The sequence below is a fragment of the Spirillospora sp. CA-142024 genome (assembly GCF_050942325.1).
Taxonomy (GTDB): domain Bacteria; phylum Actinomycetota; class Actinomycetes; order Streptosporangiales; family Streptosporangiaceae; genus Spirillospora.
Genome location: NZ_CP192077.1, coordinates 2354554 through 2371539, shown reverse-complemented (window position 1 = coordinate 2371539; position 16986 = coordinate 2354554). Strand labels below are relative to the sequence as shown.

The following is a 16986-nucleotide window of genomic DNA, read 5'->3' as shown; positions in this document are numbered from 1 at the left end:
GTGAGCCCCGTTTTCGGGCACGGTCGCCTGCGGCTGTACCTGCTGAAGCTGCTGGAGGAGAGCCCGCGGCACGGCTACGAGGTGATCCGGCTGCTGCAGGACCGGTTCCTCGGGGTCTACTCGCCCTCCCCCGGCACGATCTACCCGCGGCTGGCCCGGCTGGAGTCCGAGGGCCTGGTCACCCACGAGGTGGTCAAGGGCAAGAAGGTGTACTCGCTGACCGACAAGGGCCGCGAGGAGCTGGAGCGCCGGATGGACGAGCTGGCCGAGCTGGAGGAGGAGATCTCCGCCTCGGCACAGGAGTTCGCGCGCGGCGTGCAGGAGGACGTCCGGCAGACCGTCCGGTCGCTGCGCGAGGAGCTGACGCAGGCCGCCCGGACGATGCGCGACCAGGGCAAGACCACGTCGAAGGAGGCGTGGAAGGAGACCACCGAGCGCCAGAAGGACGAGTGGCGCCGGCAGAAGGAGTACTGGCGCGAGCAGAAGCAGGCGTGGAAGGAGGAGTGGCGGCAGAACTGGGACGACGCGTGGAAGACGGCGACCGGCACCCGCGAGGACATCGCCCGCCTCAAGCTGGAGCGCCTGCTCCGCGGGTTCGTCGAGGACGTCCGCAAGGGCGCGAAGAAGGCCCGGCTGGACGACGACGACCTCGCCGCCGCGGAGGCCCTTCTGGACGAGACCCGCGACCGGCTGAAGAACGAGATCTTCCGCGGGGACGAGCCGTGACCGGAGACCCGGCCACGGCTCCCGGCCTCACGGCGTAAAGACGATCTTGCCGAAGAGGTCGCCCTCGTCCATCGCGGCGAAGCCCTCGGGTGCCCGGCTCAGCGGCAGCGTGCGGTCGATCAGCGGCCGGGTGCCCGTCTTGACCAGGAACCGCGCGAGCCGCTCCAGCTGGTCCCGCGTCCCCATGGTGGAGCCGACGACCTGGAGCTGCAGGAAGAACACCCGGTTCAGCTCCGCCGGCGGCACCTGCCCGCTGGTCGCGCCCGACACCACGACGCGCCCGCCGGGCCGCAGCGACTTCAGCGAGTGCGACCATGTCGCCTCCCCGACGGTCTCGATGACGGCGTCCACCCGCTCCGGCAGCCGCGCGCCCGTCTCGAACGCGGCGTCCGCGCCCAGCTCCTCGGCCCGCTTGCGCTTGGCCTCGCTGCGGCTGGTCGCGTAGACGCGGTAGCCGGCCGCGGCCGCCAGCGCGATCGCGGCGCTCGCGACGCCGCCGCCCGCGCCCTGCACCAGCACGGACGCGCCGGGCTGCAGGCCGGCCTTGTCGAACAGCATCCGGTACGCGGTGAGCCATGCGGTCGGCAGGCAGGCCGCCTCGGCGAACGACAGCCCGGCGGGCTTCGGGACGAGGTTGCGGCGCGGCACCGCGACCTTCTCCGCGAGCGTCCCGGGGTGGATCTCCGACAGCAGCGACCGCCTCGGGTCGAGGGTCTCGTCGCCGCCGCCCCGCGCCGGGTCTCCGATGACCGAGTGGACGATGACCTCGTTGCCGTCCTCGTCCACCCCGGCCGCGTCGCAGCCGAGGATCATCGGGAGCCGCTCGGCGGGCAGGCCGACGCCCTTCAGCGACCACAGGTCGTGGTGGTTGAGCGCGGCGGCCTTCACCGTGACGGTCGTCCAGCCGTCCGGTACCTCGGGTTCGGGCCGCTCCCCCAGCGTCAGCCCGTTCAGCGGATTGTCTGCGTCGATCTGTGTGGCCGTGACAGCGAACATGAACGCACACTAACCGTCCCCCGGAACGGCGAGCGGCCCGCCCCCTGGTCCAGGGGGCGGGCCGCTCGCTCCGATGTCACAGGACCTTGGACAGGAAATCCTGCGTGCGGGGGTGCTGCGGGTTGGTCAGCACGTCCCGCGGTGTGCCCTCCTCGACGACGACGCCGCCGTCCATGAAGACCAGCGAGTCGCCGACCTCACGGGCGAAGCCCATCTCGTGGGTGACCACGACCATGGTCATGCCGTCGAGGGCGAGCTGCTTCATGACCTCCAGGACCTCGCCGACCAGCTCGGGGTCGAGCGCTGACGTCGGCTCGTCGAAGAGCATCAGCGCGGGCTCCATGGCCAGCGCCCGCGCGATCGCCACCCGCTGCTGCTGTCCGCCGGACAGCTGCGCCGGGTAGTTCTCCACCTTCTCGCCGAGCCCGACCCGCGTCAGCAGCGCGAGGGCCCGCTCCCTGACCTGCGCCTTGGGCTCCCTCTTCACCCGGCAGGGAGCCTCCATGACGTTCTCCAGCGCCGTCATGTGCGGGAACAGGTTGAACCGCTGGAACACCATGCCGATCTCGCGGCGCTGCGCGGCCACCTCCCGGTCGCGCAGCTCGTAGAGCTTGCCGCCCGACTCCCGGTAGCCGACCAGGTGGCCGTTCACCCAGAGCCGGCCACCGTTGATCTTCTCCAGGTGGTTGATGCAGCGCAGGAACGTCGACTTGCCGGACCCGGACGGCCCGACGACGCACATCACCTCGCCGGGCTTCACCTCCAGGTCGATGCCCTTCAGCACCTCGACGCGCCCGAACGACTTGTGCACCGCCTCGGCCTTGACCATCAGGCCGCCGCTCTCGGCCGCGGCCGCGGGCTCCTCGGGCTCCTTGGAGAGGGAGTCGCTCACGATGTCCTCGTCTCCGCTCACTGGCCACCTCCTCCGAAGCGGAAGCGGAGCCGCTGTCTGGCCTCGCCCCCCTTGGTGGTGCCCCTGCTGTAGTGCCGCTCCAGGTAGTACTGCCCGACCATCATGACCGAGGAGATGAGCAGGTACCACAGACAGGCCATCACCAGCATCGGGATGATCTTGTAAGTGCTGGCGTAGATGGTCTGCGCGGTGAAGGTGAGCTCGGAGTACGGTACGGCCGCGACCAGCGAGGTGTTCTTCAGCATCGAGATCGCCTCGTTGCCGGTCGGCGGGACGATGACGCGCATCGCCTGCGGCAGCACGATCCGCCGCATCGTCTGCATCCGGGACATGCCGAGCGCGCTCGCCGCCTCCTGCTGTCCCTCGTCCACGGACAGGATCCCGGCGCGGACGATCTCGGCCATGTAGGCGGCCTCGTTGAGGATCAGTCCGAGCGATGCCGCGATCGCGGCGTTCACGAGTTCCTGCGTCTTCCACGTCTCGAACTCGGGGCCGAAGGGGATGCCGATCCCGACCGTCGGGAAGAGCGTGCCGATCGCGCCCCAGATGAGCAGCTGCGTGTAGAGCGGGGTGCCGCGGAAGAACCAGAGGTACACCCACGCCGCGCCGCTCAGCAGCGGGTTCGCCGAGAGGCGCATCAGCGCGAGCACGATGCCGAGCACCACACCGCCGAGCATGGCGGCCAGGGTGAGCCACACCGTGTTGCGGACGCCCCTGAGCACCGCGTCGGAGAACAGGTACTTCCACTGCTCCGACCATTCGAGCGCCTTGCTGGTCAGCAAGAAGTGCACGAACATCGCGAGCAGCACGATGATCACGGCCGCGCCGAGCCACCGGCCCGGGTGCCGGACCGGGACGGCCTTGATCGTCTCAGGCCGTCCCTTCCCTACGCCGTTGTCGACCGCCATGCGATCAGCCCTGCGCGGCGTTGATCGCCGGCTGGGTGACGGCGCCGCTCTCCACGCCGTTCTCCTCCAAGATCTTCTTGTAGGTGCCGTCGGCGATCAGTGCCTGGAGCGCCCCGAGCACGGCGTCCTTGAACTGGCCGGAGTTCTTGCCGATCGCGTAGCCGTACGGGGCCGTGTCGTAGACCTGCCCGAGGATCTGCAGCTTGCCGGTCTTCTTGACCGCGCCGCCGACGATCGGCGAGTCGGCCGCCATCGCGTCCACCTTGCCGGCGACCAGGTCGTTGTTGACCTCGGTCTGCTGCTTGCGGACGACCGGCTTGATGGCCGGCTTGCCCGCGTCGGTGCACTTCTTGCTGCGCGCCTGGAGGTCTTCGACCTGAACGGTGCCCTGCTGGACGCCGATGCTCTTGCCGCAGGCGTCGTCGGGGTTGACGCCCTTCGGGTTGCCCTTGAGGGCCGCCCACGCCGTCCCCGCCGAGTAGTAGGTGATGAAGTCGACGGCCTTCTCGCGCTCCTTGTTGTCGGTGAAGGAGGAGACGCCGGCCTCGTACTTGCCGGACTGGACACCGGGGATGATCGTGTCGAAGCCGGCGTTGTGGAACTCGGTCTTCAGGCCGAGCTTGGCCGCGACGGCGGTGAAGAGGTCGACGTCCCACCCGACGATCTTCTGCGAGGCCGGGTCGACGGACTCGTTGGGCGGGTACGAGGCGTCCGTCCCGATGGAGAGCTTGCCATCGCTCTTGATCGCGGCCGGGACCATGGCCGCGAGCTTGCTGTCCACACTGGTCTTCGCCGCAGCGGAGCTGCCCGAGTCGCCAGAGTCGTTGCTGTCGCCGCATGCCGACAGCGCGAGCGCGCCCGTCAGCACGAGCGCGCTCGCCGCGATGACGCGGCGGCGCAGAGAAACGCGGGTCACTGGTCCCCCTCTAGATGGTTTCGCCGGATCCGCGTAGATCCGAAGGTCAGGTGCATATTTTGGCGTACAACGTCCCGAATCCGCATAAAGGATGCGAAACAATTACGCAACGAGGGGGCTCCGGCCCGGCTGGCCTGACCTGGGTGTTTCCCACACATTTCACACGAAACACATTCGACCCGCAACGCCTGGGCAGGGTCAAGTGACGGTCACCACCACCCCGTCCGCCGGGCACGCGGCACCCCGTGTGGCACAATCGGACAACGGGTGACCCCCGTACGTCGCGAGATGACCACCAGGTGACGGGCCACCACACCACCACCACCGCGGCGGCATCGCAAGAAAGCCAACTTTCACTGACAGGGGTCGCTGTGGCTGCTGAGCCCATTCATACCGAACCGCCCTCACTGGAGGACGATCCGGCCTTCCCGCTGCACCGCGGCGGCAAGCTGGAGATGCGGTCGACCATCCCGGTCCGCAACAAGGACGATCTTTCGCTGGCCTACACGCCGGGCGTCGCCCGGGTGTGCACCGCGATCGCCGACAACCCCGAACTGGCCTACGACTACACCTGGACGTCCAAGGTCGTCGCCGTCGTCACCGACGGCACCGCCGTGCTCGGGCTCGGCGACATCGGCCCCGCCGCCTCCATGCCGGTCATGGAGGGCAAGTCCCTGCTGTTCAAGGAGTTCGCGGACGTCGACTCCGTGCCGATCGCGCTGAGCTGCACGGATGTCGACGAGATCGTCGACACGGTGATCCGGATGGCGCCGAGCTTCGGCGGCATCAACCTGGAGGACATCAGCGCGCCCCGCTGCTTCGAGATCGAGGACCGGCTGCGCGCCGCGCTCGACATCCCCGTCTTCCATGACGACCAGCACGGCACCGCGATCGTGGCGCTCGCCGCCCTCACCAACGCCGCCCGCTTCATCGGCAAGCCGCTGTCGGAGCTGCGCGCGGTCGTGGCCGGGGCGGGCGCGTCCGGCATCGCGGTCTCGCAGATCCTGATCGAGGCCGGCATCGGCGACATCGCGCTGTCCGACAGCAAGGGCCTCATCCACGAGGGGCGGGACGGCCTGAACCCGGTCAAGGAGCGCATCGCCGCGATCACCAACCGGTCGCATCTGAAGGGCTCCACGGAGGAGGCGCTGCGCGGCGCCGACGTGTTCATCGGCCTGTCCGGCAGCACCGTCCACGAGTCGTGCGTCGCGACGATGTCGGAGAACGCGATCGTCTTCGCGCTCTCCAACCCCACCCCGGAGGTCCACCCGGAGATCGCCCGGCGGCATGCCACGGTGGTCGCGACCGGCCGCAGCGACTTCCCGAACCAGATCAACAACGTGCTGGCGTTCCCCGGCATCTTCCGCGGCGCGCTGGACGTCCGCGCCCACTCGATCACCGAGGGCATGAAGCTGGCGGCGGCGAACGCCCTCGCCGGCATCGTCGGCGACGACCTGACCGCCGACTACGTCGTCCCCGGCCCGTTCGACGATCGCGTCGCCCCGGCGGTCAGCGCCGCCGTCGCCGCCCAGGCCCGCAAGGAAGGCGTCGCCCGCATCTGATCATCGGCGGCCCGTGTTCCACACCCCGGAACACGGGCCGCGGCGGCTCGTCAGACGCCGCGTTTGAAGAGTGCCGGCGGAAGGGGCCAGTAGCGGGCCACGACGCGGCCCACCACGAGGGCGTCGGGAACGGGCCCGAAGTCCCAGCTGTCACGGTTGCCGGGGGCACGCTGGTTGTCGCTCTCCAACCACCAGCCGCCCTCGGCGCGATAGGCCGCACGCTTGACGATCAGGAGTTCGGCACGCTCCGGATGCCGCGCGACGAGGAGGTCGCCGGGCGCGGGGCGGACCCCGGTGCGGACGATGAGCCAGTCCCCCGGCCGCAGACCCGGCAGCATCGAGTCCCCCGTGACCTCCACGGTCCGCGGCTTCGGCACTGCGGACAGCGCGAAAACGGCCACGCCGGCAAGGGCCCACGGCACCGGGTGGCGCGGCCTCCGGATCCGCATGATCCTCCTCGTTCGCCCGCATACTTCGACGGGCGGCGGTCACAAACACTGCTGGAAGGGTTCCGGGCCGGGTGCGGTCCGGGTCTTAGGCCGAAATACCGAGCGCCCTGCCCGGACGGGCCCAGGGCTACAACGGTAATGTCGGTGACCTGAGCATGATCCGCAACGAGGGAAGGGATTCGCAGGTGTTGCTCAAGCTTCTGCGCCCGAAGACCATGGTGTCTGCGCACTGCGACCTGCCGTGCGGCGTCTACGACCCGGCGCAGGCCCGGATCGAGGCCGAGTCGGTCAAGGCGATCTGTGAGAAGTACGCGGCGAACGAGGACCCGGAGTTCCGCTCCCGGGCGATCTTGATCAAGGAACAGCGCTCCCAGCTGGTCAAGGAGCACCTGTGGGTGCTGTGGACCGACTACTTCAAGCCGCCGCACTTCGAGAAGTACCCCCAGCTCCACCAGCTGTTCAACGAGGCGACCAAGCTCGCCGGCGCCACCGGCACCAAGGGCAGCATGGACCCCAAGGTCGCCGACGACCTGCTGGGCAAAATCGCGGAGATCGACAAGATCTTCTGGGAGACCAAGCAGGCCTGACCGGCCCGAACGCCGAGGCCCAGCCCGAACGGGCTGGGCCTCTGCTCTGTCAAGATCAACCCCGCGTGCGCGGGGAGCACGATTCGTAAAAGCCCATGGCAGGGTCTTCCAAGGACCATCCCCGCATCAGCGGGGAGCACACACCGTCCTCAGCGTCAGGAGCGGGCGGCTTTGGTGAGGGCGTCGCCGGTGAGGCGGTAGACCATCCACTCGTCCTGGGGGCGGGCGCCCATCGACTTGTAGAAGCCGATGGCCGGTTCGTTCCACGTCAGCACCGACCATTCGACGCGTTCGTAGCCTCGGTCGTCGGCGATGCGGGTGAGCTCGGTGAGGAGGAGCTTGCCGTAGCCGTGGCCGCGGACGTCCGGCTCGACGAACAGGTCCTCCAGGTAGATGCCGTGTGTACCATTCCACGTCGAGAACGTGAGGAACCACACGGCGAAGCCCACGACGCGGCCTTCGTGCTCGGCGACGAGCGCGAAGACCTTGGGGTCGTCGCCGAAGAGACGGTCGAGCAGCTGGTCCTCGGTGGCCTTCACCTCGTGCAGGGCACGCTCGTAGTCGGCGAGCTCGCGGATCAGCCGCAGTACGGCCGGGACATCGTCGGGGGTCGCGTAACGAATCACAGGGGGCAGGTTATTCGAGCGATGCAAGTGGGACGTCCGGGTCGGCCCACCGGTCGTTGGGGACGATCGGGTACCAGCCGGGGCGCCCCGGGTCGCGGTCGTAGGGGTAGCCGCCGAGTTCCTTGTACAGCTCGGCGTACTCGGCGAGCTTGTCACGATCCAACCGGACACCGAGGCCGGGACCGGTGGGAACGGGAATCCGGCCGCCGGTGTACCGCATCAGCCCGCCCTCGATCACGTCGTCGGCGAGGTGGTGGTAGTGCGCGTCGGCGGCGTAGGTGAGGTTGGGCAGGACGGCGCCGAGGTGCAGCATCGTGGCGAGCTGGATGCCGAGTTCGCCGGAGGAGTGCACGGCCACGCCGATCTGGAAGGTCTCGCACACGCCGGCCGCCTTCACGCAGGGCCGGATCCCTCCCCAGAAAGTGGTGTCGAGCAGGACGACGTCGGCGCTGCGGCGCAGCACGTTGGCGGCGAGCTGCTCGAAGTTGACGACGACGGTGTTCGTGGCGAGCGGGATGTTCACGCGTTCGCGGACGAGCCGGAGCCCCTCCAGGCCGAGGACGGGGTCTTCGAGGTAGTCGTTGGGCAGGTCCTCGATCGCCTTCCCGAACCGCAGGCCCTCCTCCAGGCTGAGGACGGAGTTCGGGTCGTAGCGGAACCGGTCGCCGGGGAACGCCTCCGCGAGCGCCTTGTAGCACTCCAGCTCGTGGCCTGGCGGGAACACGCCGCCCTTGAGCTTGTGGACGCCGAAGCCGTGCTGCGCCTTGAGGGCGCGGGCGTGCTCCACGAGCTGCTCGGGCGTGCGGACCTCCGTCGATCCGCCGGCGCCCGGGTAGCGGTAGAAGAGGTAGGACGCGAACGGGACCGAGTCGCGGATGCGGCCGCCGAGCAGGTCGTACACCGGGACGCCGAGATGCTGCCCGACGAGGTCCAGGCAGGCGAACTCGATGGCGGCGAGCATCTGGGTGCGGTTGTTGTAGAGGCTCGCGGTCGGATTGGCGATCTTGAAACGGAGGGTCTCCAGCTCGAACGGGTCGTGCCCCTCCAGATGCGGGGCGAGCGCCTGGAACGCGGCCTCCGCACTCTGCCCGCCGCCGCCCATCTCGCCGAGCCCGACCAGGCCGTTGTCGGCCTCGACCTCCACGATCGTCCGCACGAAACGGCCCCAGTGCGCGCCGTTGCTGTGCAGCAGCGGCGCCTCCAGCGGCACCGTGACCGTGGTGGCGCGGATATCTGTGATCTTCATGTGTCCCCGATTCGTCCTCATCGCCGAACGGTGACGGTGACGACGCCGCACGCGGGCACCCGTACCGTCATCGTGCCGTCCCGGACGGGCAGCTCCGCCGGGTCACGCTCCGATCCGCCGCTCAGCAGGGCGCCGGTGGCGCCCGGCACGTGCAGGCTCGTCTCCACCGCGGCGGCGGCGAGCGACTGGAGCCGGACGGCCAGCCCGTCGCCGTCGCGGGCGCGGCCCACCGAGGTCACGAGGACGTCCGGGTCGTCCACGCGCAGGAACGTCCCGGACTCCGTCGCGGGCGCGTCGCCGGTGGCGAGGGTGGCGACGAACTGGTCGGTGATCCCGGATGCCGTGCGGGCGCCGAGCCTGCGTCCCGACCCGGCGGGGCCGGACGCGAACGCGTACCGGAAGGTGGTCTCGCCCTGCTGCTGGGACGGGAAGTTGGTGTCCCAGATGTTGTTGAGCGCCCACGAGTAGACGGTGCCGTCCTCGTTGTCGAGCGTCGGCGGGAACGGCGCGTACGGCATGTGGATGGAGCCGAACTGGACGAGCGGCGCCTCCAGCGTCGCCCACGCGACGGTCAGCTCGGGGTCCTCGAACGCGACCCAGTGCCGGATCGGGCGCATGTGCTCCGCCGACCCCGGGACGCTCGGGACGGCGGTTCCGCCGACGCCGCCGGTCAGCTCCCAGGCGGCGGGCGGACCGTCCACGGCGAACGGGAACGCGAAGAACACCGCCTCCTTGGCCGCGGTCGGCTGCTTGCCGAGCTGGTACCGGACGTCCACGCGCGGCACGCCCGCGTACAGGTCGATCGTCGTGCGCAGCCAGTCGACGCCCTTGCCGTGGAGTTCGACGACGAGCCGCTCACCGGCAGGGGTGCGCTCGCAGGTGGTGACGGTCGCGTGCGTGGCGACGGCCCTGTCTCCGAGCATCGTCTTGTCATGGACGAGCATGTGCCCGGACATGTGGTTGAAGTGCGGCGCGGTCGCGTACCGGTCGTAGACGTACTGCCCGAACCCGGCGACGGCGTCGGCGTTCACCAGTTCGCGGCCGGTGACCTTGTCGAAGACCGAGCCGATGTGGCCTTCCTTGAGGTCGTAGGTGACGCGGTAGAACTCGTTCTCGATCGTGCCTTCGGTGCCGAGGTCGACGGGCTCCGGGGTCTCCGTCCCGGCCCGGACGACGTCGACGCGCACGTGCCCGTGGCCGGGGACGTCGGGCAGGACGGCCTCAAGGTGGCGGCCGATGGGACGGGTGGGCCACTCGTCCGGGTCGACCTCCTCCTCGCGGTGCGGGACGGGCTCGCCGGTGCGGGCGTCCACGAGCGTGATCGGGACGTCCACGGAGACGATGTCGCGGGGCAGGAACGCGCGGGCGACGTCGGTGCGGGCGGCGGTGCCCGGGTTGACCACGAGGAACGAGGCGAGCGCGTCCGGCGCCGCCCCGAAGGTCGCGCCGAGGCGCCGCGCGCCGGCCTGCAGCAGGTCGAGGGCGTCGTCGTGGGCCTGGTAGCCGACCTGCGACTTGCGGGTCCACTGCAGGCCGCCGGAGTCGCCGCCCTCCTCGGCGTCCTCCCACGGGTTCGCGGCGCCCCAGGTGTGCTCGTCGAACAGCGCGGCCCGGTCGTAGGCCTCGTCGATGGCTGTTGAGGCGCCCGTCCGGTCGCCGCTGCGGTCGTCGGCGAGGGCGTGCAGCGTCTCGGCGGACCGCAGGACGTTCTGGGCCCGCCGGACGTACCCGAGCGGGCGGGCGCCCGAGCCGAGGCCGTCGGCCCACCAGTCGGTCCAGTCGCCCTCGTGGGTCTGGAGCCTGTCGCCGTGGTGCTCCTCGACGTACTCGAAGAAGTCGGCGTTGGTCGCCATCCGCAGCCGCGGGTAGTCCCAGGTCTCGTTCCAGCGGTGCGCGATGTCGGCGGGGACGATCGACGGCCCTGCGTTGTCGGCGTGCGCGCCCTGGACGCGCAGGTGGACGGCGTCCAGGAAGTCGGGGTCCTTGGCCGCGCCGACCTGGCCCGGCGCGGCGTACCAGCCGAACGTGCCGGGCCCGTACGGGTAGGGCCGGTCGGCGAGGGAGCCGAGGTAGCGGGGCAGCAGGTCCTCGGCGAGGTCGTAGCCGTCGACGAGCCCGACCGTGTTGCCCTCCATGTAGGCCATGCCGTGCGGGGTGTCGGTGAACCAGACGATCAGCTCCCCGCCGCCCGGCGACCGCCACCGGAACGGCCGGGCGAGCCGGTCGCCGCCCGTGATGTACGGGACGGACCGTCCGGCCCAGTTGTGCGCGGCGGCGAGGTACCGGACGCCGGCCGAGTTCAGGGCGTCCACCGTCCCGGCGACCGCGCCCGGGATGTCGGTGTGCATGGCGGAGCGGACCTCGATGCCGTACTTGCGCCGCAGGTCCTCGACGAAGCGGAGCTGCCGGTACAGCTCTTCCGTCGAGCACGCCTCCGTGTGCAACTGCATCGGGAACGCGGTCACCTCGATGTTGCCCGCGCGGACCCGCTCGGTGAACTCGGCGACCTGGTCGTCGGGGCGGGTCGCGAGCCAGCGCAGCGCAGGCATCGACGACTCGACCGACCAGCGGAACCGCGCGTCGTCCGGCCGCCCGTCGGTCTCCCGCGACAGCCGGAGCGCCGCGTCGAGGTAGTCGAGGTGGTGCCGCAGGACGGTGCCCTGTGTGTCGGTGTAGCCGATGTCGAGATGCGAGTGGTGGACGACGAAGACGTTCCACTTGCGCTGAGGGGTGATGTCGAGCGGGGCGGCGCCGACCAGCCCGTCCGGGTCCCGGACCTCCAAGGTGACGCGGCGCGGGCCGTCCACCTCGGGGACCAGCAGGGTCAGCGTCTCGCCCTCCCCGGTCGCGGAGGCCGCTTCGGCGTCCCCGTCCTTGAGGACGACCTCGACCCGGCCGCCGCCGGAGAGCGTCACCCGGACGGCCTGCCGGAGCGCGCCGTCCTCACCTCGCTTGAACAGCGGCAGCACGGCGGCGCGGACGGACAGCCCCCGCACCGCGAGGACCTCGGTGGACGTGTCCTCCCGCAGCGCGGCGCGGATCCCGTCATAGTCAGGCGAGCCGAGGCTCGCCTGAAGCAGACGACTGGTCATTGTTATGCGTCAATCTTTCTCTGGGCGAGCACTAGAACTGGGCGAGGGTCAGGCCGCGGGTGAACAGCCGTTGTGTCGCGAGGAACAGCACGACGGTCGGCAGCGAGACCACCAGGCCGGCGGCCAGCGCGATCGGCACGGGCGTTCCGGCGTACACGTCGGTGGTCAGCGCGGACAGCTCGGCCCACACCGGCCGGACGGTCTGCGACTGCGAGAGCGTCAGGCCGAACAGCAGGTCGTTCCAGACGAAGGTGAACTCCAGGATGAACACGGCGGCGAGGGCCGCCGCCGACAGCGGCAGGTAGATCCGCCAGAAGATGCGGAACGTGGACGCGCCGTCCAGCCGCGCCGCCTCGAAGATCGAGACGGCGACGTTGCCGAAGAAGTTGCGCATCACCAGTGCGGCCAGCGGCACGTTGATCGCCGAGTAGATGACGATCAGCCCGAGCTGGTTGTCGTAGAGCGACACCTTGCTGTAGCCGACGAACAGCGGGACGAGCAGCATCTGGAACGGCACCACGGTCCCGGCGAAGATCACCACGAACCAGGCGAAGCCGTGCCTGAGCCGCAGCACCACGATCGCGTACCCGGCGAGCGCGCCCATGAGCACGGCCAGCGCCGGGGAGACGATGCTGTACAGCAGCGTGCTGAGCAGCGTGTCGCCCACGGCGGTGCGGTCCCACGCCTCCGCGATGTTGCCGAACAGGCCGATCGACGACGGCGGCTTCACCGCGTCCGACGGGTCGTAGTCGCCCGCCGGCCGGATCGCGTTCGCGATGATCAGATACGTGGGGAACAGCCACGCCACCCCCAGCACGGCCAGCACCCCGCGCCGCACGTTCAAGCTCACACGACGCGGTGCTCTCCGTGGGGGGGCGACCCCCCACACCCCCCGGTTCGCTCCGCTCATCATGAGAGTTCCTCCCTCCCGACCTGGCGGCGCAGGTAGACGTACGAGGCCAGGCCGGTGATGGTGGTGAGCAGCACCGCGACCGCCGACCCGTAGCCGTACTCGTTGGCGACGAACACGTCCCGGTACATGGTCACGGCCAGCGTCTCGGACGAGCGGCCGGGCCCGCCCTGCGTCATCACCCACACGATGTCGAAGTTCTTCAGCCCGGCGACGAGCGCGAGGCCGAGGACGACGGTGGTGATCGGCCGCATCAGCGGCCAGGTGACGTGCCGGAACATTGACCAGCCGGACGCGCCGTCGATGCGCGCGGCCTCGATCGGGGCCCGCGGGATCGACTGCAGGCCGACGACGAACAGCAGCATGTTGACGCCGAGCTGCTGCCACGTCCACACGACGATCATCGCGATGGTGTTGCCGGGGCCGTCCTGCAGGAAGGCGGTGTCACCGCCCGGCATGCCGAGCAGCGTGAGGATCTGGTTCGCCATCCCGTCGGGCTGCAGGATGAAGCCCCAGATCACGCCGAGACCGGCGCCCGACATCGCGTACGGCAGCAGGAACGGCAGCCGGAACCACGCGCCGCGCTTGAGGTCGTAGGACAGGACGGCGACGAGCAGCCCCAGCCCCACCGGCAGGACGATGGTCCCGACGACCCACAGCAGCGTGTTCCGGATCGAGGTGAGGAGCGCGTCGTCCTCGAAGAGCCGCCGGTAGTTGTCCAGGCCGCTGAACTCGGGTGACGCGAGCCCGTCGTAGCTGGTGAGGCTCAGGTACGCCGTCCACAGGAAGGGCAGGTACAGCAGGACGGCGACGAACAGCAGGGCCGGCGAGATGTAGAGGTGCCGGAACGTGCCGTGCAGCGCGAACCCCTTGCGGCGCCGGCCGCGCGCCTTGTGGCGGCCGGCACCCGGGGGCGGCACCACCGTCAGCTGCGGACGGTCGGTGGCGGCCTTGTGCATGCTCATTTCGGAGGATCAGCTTCCGGCCTTGTGCGACTTCCAGTAGTCCTCGTTCACCTTCTGGATGCTCTTGAGGACGTCCATGTAGGTCTCCGGCTTGTTGAGGAACTTGTCGAACCCGCTGAGCGCCTCGGTGAGCACGGGCGCGGGCGCGGCCTCGAAGTAGCGCAGGACGAGCCGGTTCCCGTTCGACGCGGCCTCCTTGGTGACCGCGGTCAGCTCGGGGTCGGCGACCTTCACCTTCGGGTTGCCGGACACGTCGCCGCGCGCGTTCGCCCACTTCTCCTGCGCGGCGGGCGTGATCCACCACTTGAGGTACTTGCTGCTGGCGGCCGGGTCGGGGGCCTTGCGCAGCGAGCACAGCGGGCCGCTCTCGAATATCAGCGACCGCTTCGGCAGCGCCGGGTTCGTGTTCGGGACGAAGAAGAACCCGTACTCCTTCCCCTGCTTGAGGCCGCGCTGGGTCATGCTCGTGTTGAACCACGTCCCGCTGATGACCATGGCGGCGTCGCCCGACTTGAAGTGGTCGGCGGGGTCGGCCTTGTCGCCCGGCTTGGAGAACCAGCCCTTGTCGATCATCGACTTCCAGCGCTCCATCACCTGCACGACGCCGGGGTCGGTGTAGGACGCCTGGCCCTTCGACAGCCGCTCGTACAGGTCGGGGTCGGTGCCGGCGAGGAGCTGCTCGAACCAGGCGAACGAGAACAGCGAGGTCGGGGTGGTGTGGTTGAAGGGCACCTGGCCCTTCGACTTGAGGGTCTGCGCGACCTTCTCCAGCTCCGCCCACGTCTTCGGCGGCTGCAGGCCGTACTTGGCGAAGATCTTCTTGTTGTAGAACATGCCCCAGTAGGCGGTGTTCAGCGGGACGCAGTACTGCTTGCCGCCGACCGTGTAGTACGTCTTCAGGTCCTCGGTCAGGTCGCCGCTCTTGATGGCGTCCTGCCAGATCTTCGTGGTCTCGGCGACCTGGTTCTGCTTGACGATCTCCTCCAGGCGCCCGCCGGTCGACCAGGTGAACAGGTCGGGCTTGACGTTCGTGCGGAAGGAGGTCTTGATGAACGCGGTGTAGGTCGGCTCGTCGGTGTAGCCGACCGGCGTCATGTCGAGCCCGGTCTCCTGCTTGCCGAGGGCTCCCATCTGCTCGAAGAAGGGCTTCCAGGCACCCTTGTCGTTGTAGAGCTTGAGCTCGGACTTGCTCCCGCCCGAGTCGCCGGATCCGCAGCCGGCGGCGAGCAGGACCGCGCTCGCGGTGAGCGCGGTCACCCGGAGTCGCGTGGACGGCACCATGGTGAGCCTCCTTCATCGGGCGCCGATGCCCGATCGGGGTGGTCGAAGGACTGAATCAGGGAATGGTGAACCGGCCGCACGGCGCGCGCCGGGCGGCGGGGGGTGCGGCCGCTCAGGCCAGCCGCTGCTCTATCACTTGCTTGATGTCGGCGAGGTGCGACCGCATGAGGGACTCGGCGTCCCGCTCCGCGCCCGACTCGATGGCGGCGAGGATCGCCGTGTGCTCCTCGAAGTCGCGGACGCGGTCGTCGAAGATGCGCTGTATCTCCCGCTGCTCGGACGCGTGCACCGACAGCAGCGAGTCGATGACCTCGCAGAGCACGGAGTTGCCGGCGACGCCGGCGACCTCCCGGTGGAAGGTCATGTTGGCCCGGTGCAGGCGCACTTCCGCGTCCTGCGCGTCGCCGCCGAGGTCCGCGCTCGCCTGGTCGAGGATCGCGTGGAGGAGTTCGACGTCGGCCGGCCCCGACAGCCGCGCCGCCCGGCCGGCCAGCGGCGGTTCGATCAGCAGCCGGGCGTCCAGCAGCTGGAGCAGCCGGTCGGCCTCCAGCTCCCGGACGTTGGGGTTGGGGATGACCACGCGTTCGAGGTCGGCGCCCACATAGATCCCGGAGCCGTGCCGGAGCTGGATGGCCCCGGTCGCCTCCAGCCGGCGCAGCGCCTCCCGCAGCGTCGGCGTGGTCACCGCGAAGCGCTGCGACAGCTCGCGCGCCGACGGCAGCCGGTCGCCGGCGCGCAGGCCGTCCGACCTGATCAGCTCCAGCATCCGCTCCGTGAGCGCGTCCGCCAGGCTCGGCCGGGCCACATCCTGTGACATCGCCACCTCGTTCCGCCAAAGAAGTAAAGTCATCTAATCACTTAGCGACTGTGCTGTCCAGCCTCCCGGTGAGACATCGCCGCAGGACGGCACGCTGTTCCGCGAACGCGAGCCGTCCCAGCCGCGCCGACAGGATGCCGTCGAAACCGTGGCAGGCGCCGGGCACATGGTGAAGCTCGGTGGGGACGCCCGACACGATCAGCCGGTGCGCGTAGCCGAGCCCCTCGTCCCGCAGCGGGTCGTACTCGGCGACCAGCACGTAGGCGCGCGGCAGCCCGGACAGGTCACCGGCCCGCGCGGGGGCCGCATAGGCGGGGACGTCGGCCCGTCCGCCCAGATAGTGCCGCCACATGTGCTCGACGTCGGTGCGGTTGAACAGCGGCGGCTCGGTGAACGCCCGCATCGAGGGGGTCTCCATCCGGTCGTCCAGGACGGGATAGAGCAGCATCTGGAACACCAGCGGCGGGCCGCCCTCGTCCCGCGCGCGCAGCGCCACGGCCGCCGCCAGCGCGCCGCCCGCGCTCCCCCCGCCGACCGCCACCCGCTCCGGATCGCCGCCGAACCCGCTCGCGTGCTCGTGCGCCCACACCGTCGCGGCGTAGCAGTCCTCGAACCCCGCCGGGTACGGATGCTCCGGCGCGAGCCGGTAGCCGACCGACACGACCGCGATCCCGTCCTCGGCGAACTCCAGGCATCGCCCGTGCTCGTTCTCCAGCTCTCCGGTCACGAAGCCGCCGCCGTGGAAGTACACGAGCACCGGCGCCGGACGCGCCGCCTCACGCGGCCGGTAGATCCGCACCCGGACGGGCGGCGCACCCGGCGAGCCCGGGATCGTCCGCTCCTCGACGCCGGAGCCGGCCGCGGCGGGGGGTTCGGCCAGCGCGGCGGCGAGGTCGCGCATGGACGCGCGGGCCTTGATCGGGTCGGCCAGGCCGACGTACGGCAGGCCGTCGAGGGCGGCGGCCAGTTCGGGGTCCAGCGTCATGGTCCGG

16 protein-coding genes are annotated in these 16986 nt (G+C 70.1%); 3 read left to right on the top strand and 13 right to left on the bottom strand.

The annotated features are described in order from the left end of the window. Window positions 1–726, top strand: coding sequence for a PadR family transcriptional regulator (locus ACQPZP_RS11460; RefSeq protein ID WP_433477612.1), 726 nt, complete (start codon window positions 1–3; stop codon window positions 724–726). Window positions 727–753: 27 nt separating this feature from the next. On the opposite strand, the gene ACQPZP_RS11455 is transcribed toward ACQPZP_RS11460, so the two are convergent. The 4 genes from ACQPZP_RS11455 to ACQPZP_RS11440 form a co-directional block, all read right to left on the bottom strand. Continuing rightward, window positions 754–1722 (bottom strand): zinc-binding dehydrogenase, encoded by a 969-nt coding sequence (locus ACQPZP_RS11455; RefSeq protein WP_433477611.1) that lies wholly within the window; start codon window positions 1720–1722, stop codon window positions 754–756. Between the two features lie 76 nt (window positions 1723–1798). After that, on the bottom strand, window positions 1799–2551 hold the full coding sequence (locus ACQPZP_RS11450; RefSeq protein WP_433479589.1) for an amino acid ABC transporter ATP-binding protein: 753 nt from the start codon (window positions 2549–2551) through the stop codon (window positions 1799–1801). Between the two features lie 80 nt (window positions 2552–2631). Further along, window positions 2632–3543, bottom strand: coding sequence for an amino acid ABC transporter permease (locus tag ACQPZP_RS11445; protein ID WP_433477610.1), 912 nt, complete (start codon window positions 3541–3543; stop codon window positions 2632–2634). Window positions 3544–3547: 4 nt separating this feature from the next. Further along, window positions 3548–4459 carry an ABC transporter substrate-binding protein gene (locus ACQPZP_RS11440; protein WP_433477609.1) on the bottom strand — a complete coding sequence of 304 codons (912 nt, stop codon included), beginning with the start codon at window positions 4457–4459 and terminating at the stop codon, window positions 3548–3550. 371 nt (window positions 4460–4830) lie between these two features. On the opposite strand from ACQPZP_RS11440, the gene ACQPZP_RS11435 reads away from it, so the two are divergent. Then, complete coding sequence (locus tag ACQPZP_RS11435) at window positions 4831–6021, top strand: NAD(P)-dependent malic enzyme (protein ID WP_433477608.1); 1191 nt, start codon at window positions 4831–4833, stop codon at window positions 6019–6021. Window positions 6022–6071: 50 nt separating this feature from the next. Here the strand turns inward: ACQPZP_RS11435 and sodX are convergent, their stop codons facing one another. Next, entirely contained in the window at window positions 6072–6470 is a 399-nt protein-coding gene (sodX, locus tag ACQPZP_RS11430) for a nickel-type superoxide dismutase maturation protease (protein WP_433477607.1), read from the bottom strand. 185 nt (window positions 6471–6655) lie between these two features. On the opposite strand from sodX, the gene sodN reads away from it, so the two are divergent. Further along, entirely contained in the window at window positions 6656–7057 is a 402-nt protein-coding gene (sodN, locus tag ACQPZP_RS11425; protein ID WP_433477606.1) for a superoxide dismutase, Ni, read from the top strand. Between the two features lie 155 nt (window positions 7058–7212). On the opposite strand, the gene ACQPZP_RS11420 is transcribed toward sodN, so the two are convergent. The 8 genes from ACQPZP_RS11420 to ACQPZP_RS11385 form a co-directional block, all read right to left on the bottom strand. Continuing rightward, window positions 7213–7683: an N-acetyltransferase family protein gene (locus ACQPZP_RS11420; RefSeq protein ID WP_433477605.1), complete on the bottom strand. Its 471-nt coding sequence runs from the start codon at window positions 7681–7683 to the stop codon at window positions 7213–7215. Window positions 7684–7693: 10 nt separating this feature from the next. Beyond that, window positions 7694–8929 carry an enolase C-terminal domain-like protein gene (locus ACQPZP_RS11415; protein WP_433467717.1) on the bottom strand — a complete coding sequence of 412 codons (1236 nt, stop codon included), beginning with the start codon at window positions 8927–8929 and terminating at the stop codon, window positions 7694–7696. A 17-nt stretch (window positions 8930–8946) separates the two neighbouring features. Beyond that, entirely contained in the window at window positions 8947–12021 is a 3075-nt protein-coding gene (locus tag ACQPZP_RS11410) for a glycoside hydrolase family 38 C-terminal domain-containing protein (protein ID WP_433477604.1), read from the bottom strand. Window positions 12022–12052: 31 nt separating this feature from the next. Beyond that, a complete protein-coding gene (locus ACQPZP_RS11405; protein WP_433477603.1) occupies window positions 12053–12871 on the bottom strand; it encodes a carbohydrate ABC transporter permease in 819 nt (272 codons plus the stop codon). A gap of 59 nt (window positions 12872–12930) precedes the next feature. Further along, window positions 12931–13896: a carbohydrate ABC transporter permease gene (locus ACQPZP_RS11400; RefSeq protein ID WP_433477602.1), complete on the bottom strand. Its 966-nt coding sequence runs from the start codon at window positions 13894–13896 to the stop codon at window positions 12931–12933. A 9-nt stretch (window positions 13897–13905) separates the two neighbouring features. After that, window positions 13906–15177, bottom strand: coding sequence for an ABC transporter substrate-binding protein (locus tag ACQPZP_RS11395; RefSeq protein ID WP_433477601.1), 1272 nt, complete (start codon window positions 15175–15177; stop codon window positions 13906–13908). A 112-nt stretch (window positions 15178–15289) separates the two neighbouring features. Further along, window positions 15290–15994: a FadR/GntR family transcriptional regulator gene (locus tag ACQPZP_RS11390; RefSeq protein WP_433477600.1), complete on the bottom strand. Its 705-nt coding sequence runs from the start codon at window positions 15992–15994 to the stop codon at window positions 15290–15292. Between the two features lie 37 nt (window positions 15995–16031). After that, complete coding sequence (locus ACQPZP_RS11385; RefSeq protein ID WP_433477599.1) at window positions 16032–16979, bottom strand: alpha/beta hydrolase; 948 nt, start codon at window positions 16977–16979, stop codon at window positions 16032–16034. Window positions 16980–16986: the final 7 nt, after the last annotated feature.

Bases quoted from the DNA above. Each gene is read 5' to 3' on its own strand.
- ACQPZP_RS11455 (WP_433477611.1), bottom strand. From the start codon at position 1,722: ATGTTCGCTGTCACGGCCACACAGATCGACGCAGACAATCCGCTGAAC.
- ACQPZP_RS11450 (WP_433479589.1), bottom strand. From the start codon at position 2,551: ATGGTCAAGGCCGAGGCGGTGCACAAGTCGTTCGGGCGCGTCGAGGTG.
- ACQPZP_RS11445 (WP_433477610.1), bottom strand. From the start codon at position 3,543: ATGGCGGTCGACAACGGCGTAGGGAAGGGACGGCCTGAGACGATCAAG.
- sodX (WP_433477607.1), bottom strand. From the start codon at position 6,470: ATGCGGATCCGGAGGCCGCGCCACCCGGTGCCGTGGGCCCTTGCCGGC.
- ACQPZP_RS11415 (WP_433467717.1), bottom strand. From the start codon at position 8,929: ATGAAGATCACAGATATCCGCGCCACCACGGTCACGGTGCCGCTGGAG.
- ACQPZP_RS11410 (WP_433477604.1), bottom strand. From the start codon at position 12,021: ATGACCAGTCGTCTGCTTCAGGCGAGCCTCGGCTCGCCTGACTATGAC.
- ACQPZP_RS11400 (WP_433477602.1), bottom strand. From the start codon at position 13,896: ATGAGCATGCACAAGGCCGCCACCGACCGTCCGCAGCTGACGGTGGTG.
- ACQPZP_RS11395 (WP_433477601.1), bottom strand. From the start codon at position 15,177: ATGGTGCCGTCCACGCGACTCCGGGTGACCGCGCTCACCGCGAGCGCG.
- ACQPZP_RS11390 (WP_433477600.1), bottom strand. From the start codon at position 15,994: ATGTCACAGGATGTGGCCCGGCCGAGCCTGGCGGACGCGCTCACGGAG.
- ACQPZP_RS11385 (WP_433477599.1), bottom strand. From the start codon at position 16,979: ATGACGCTGGACCCCGAACTGGCCGCCGCCCTCGACGGCCTGCCGTAC.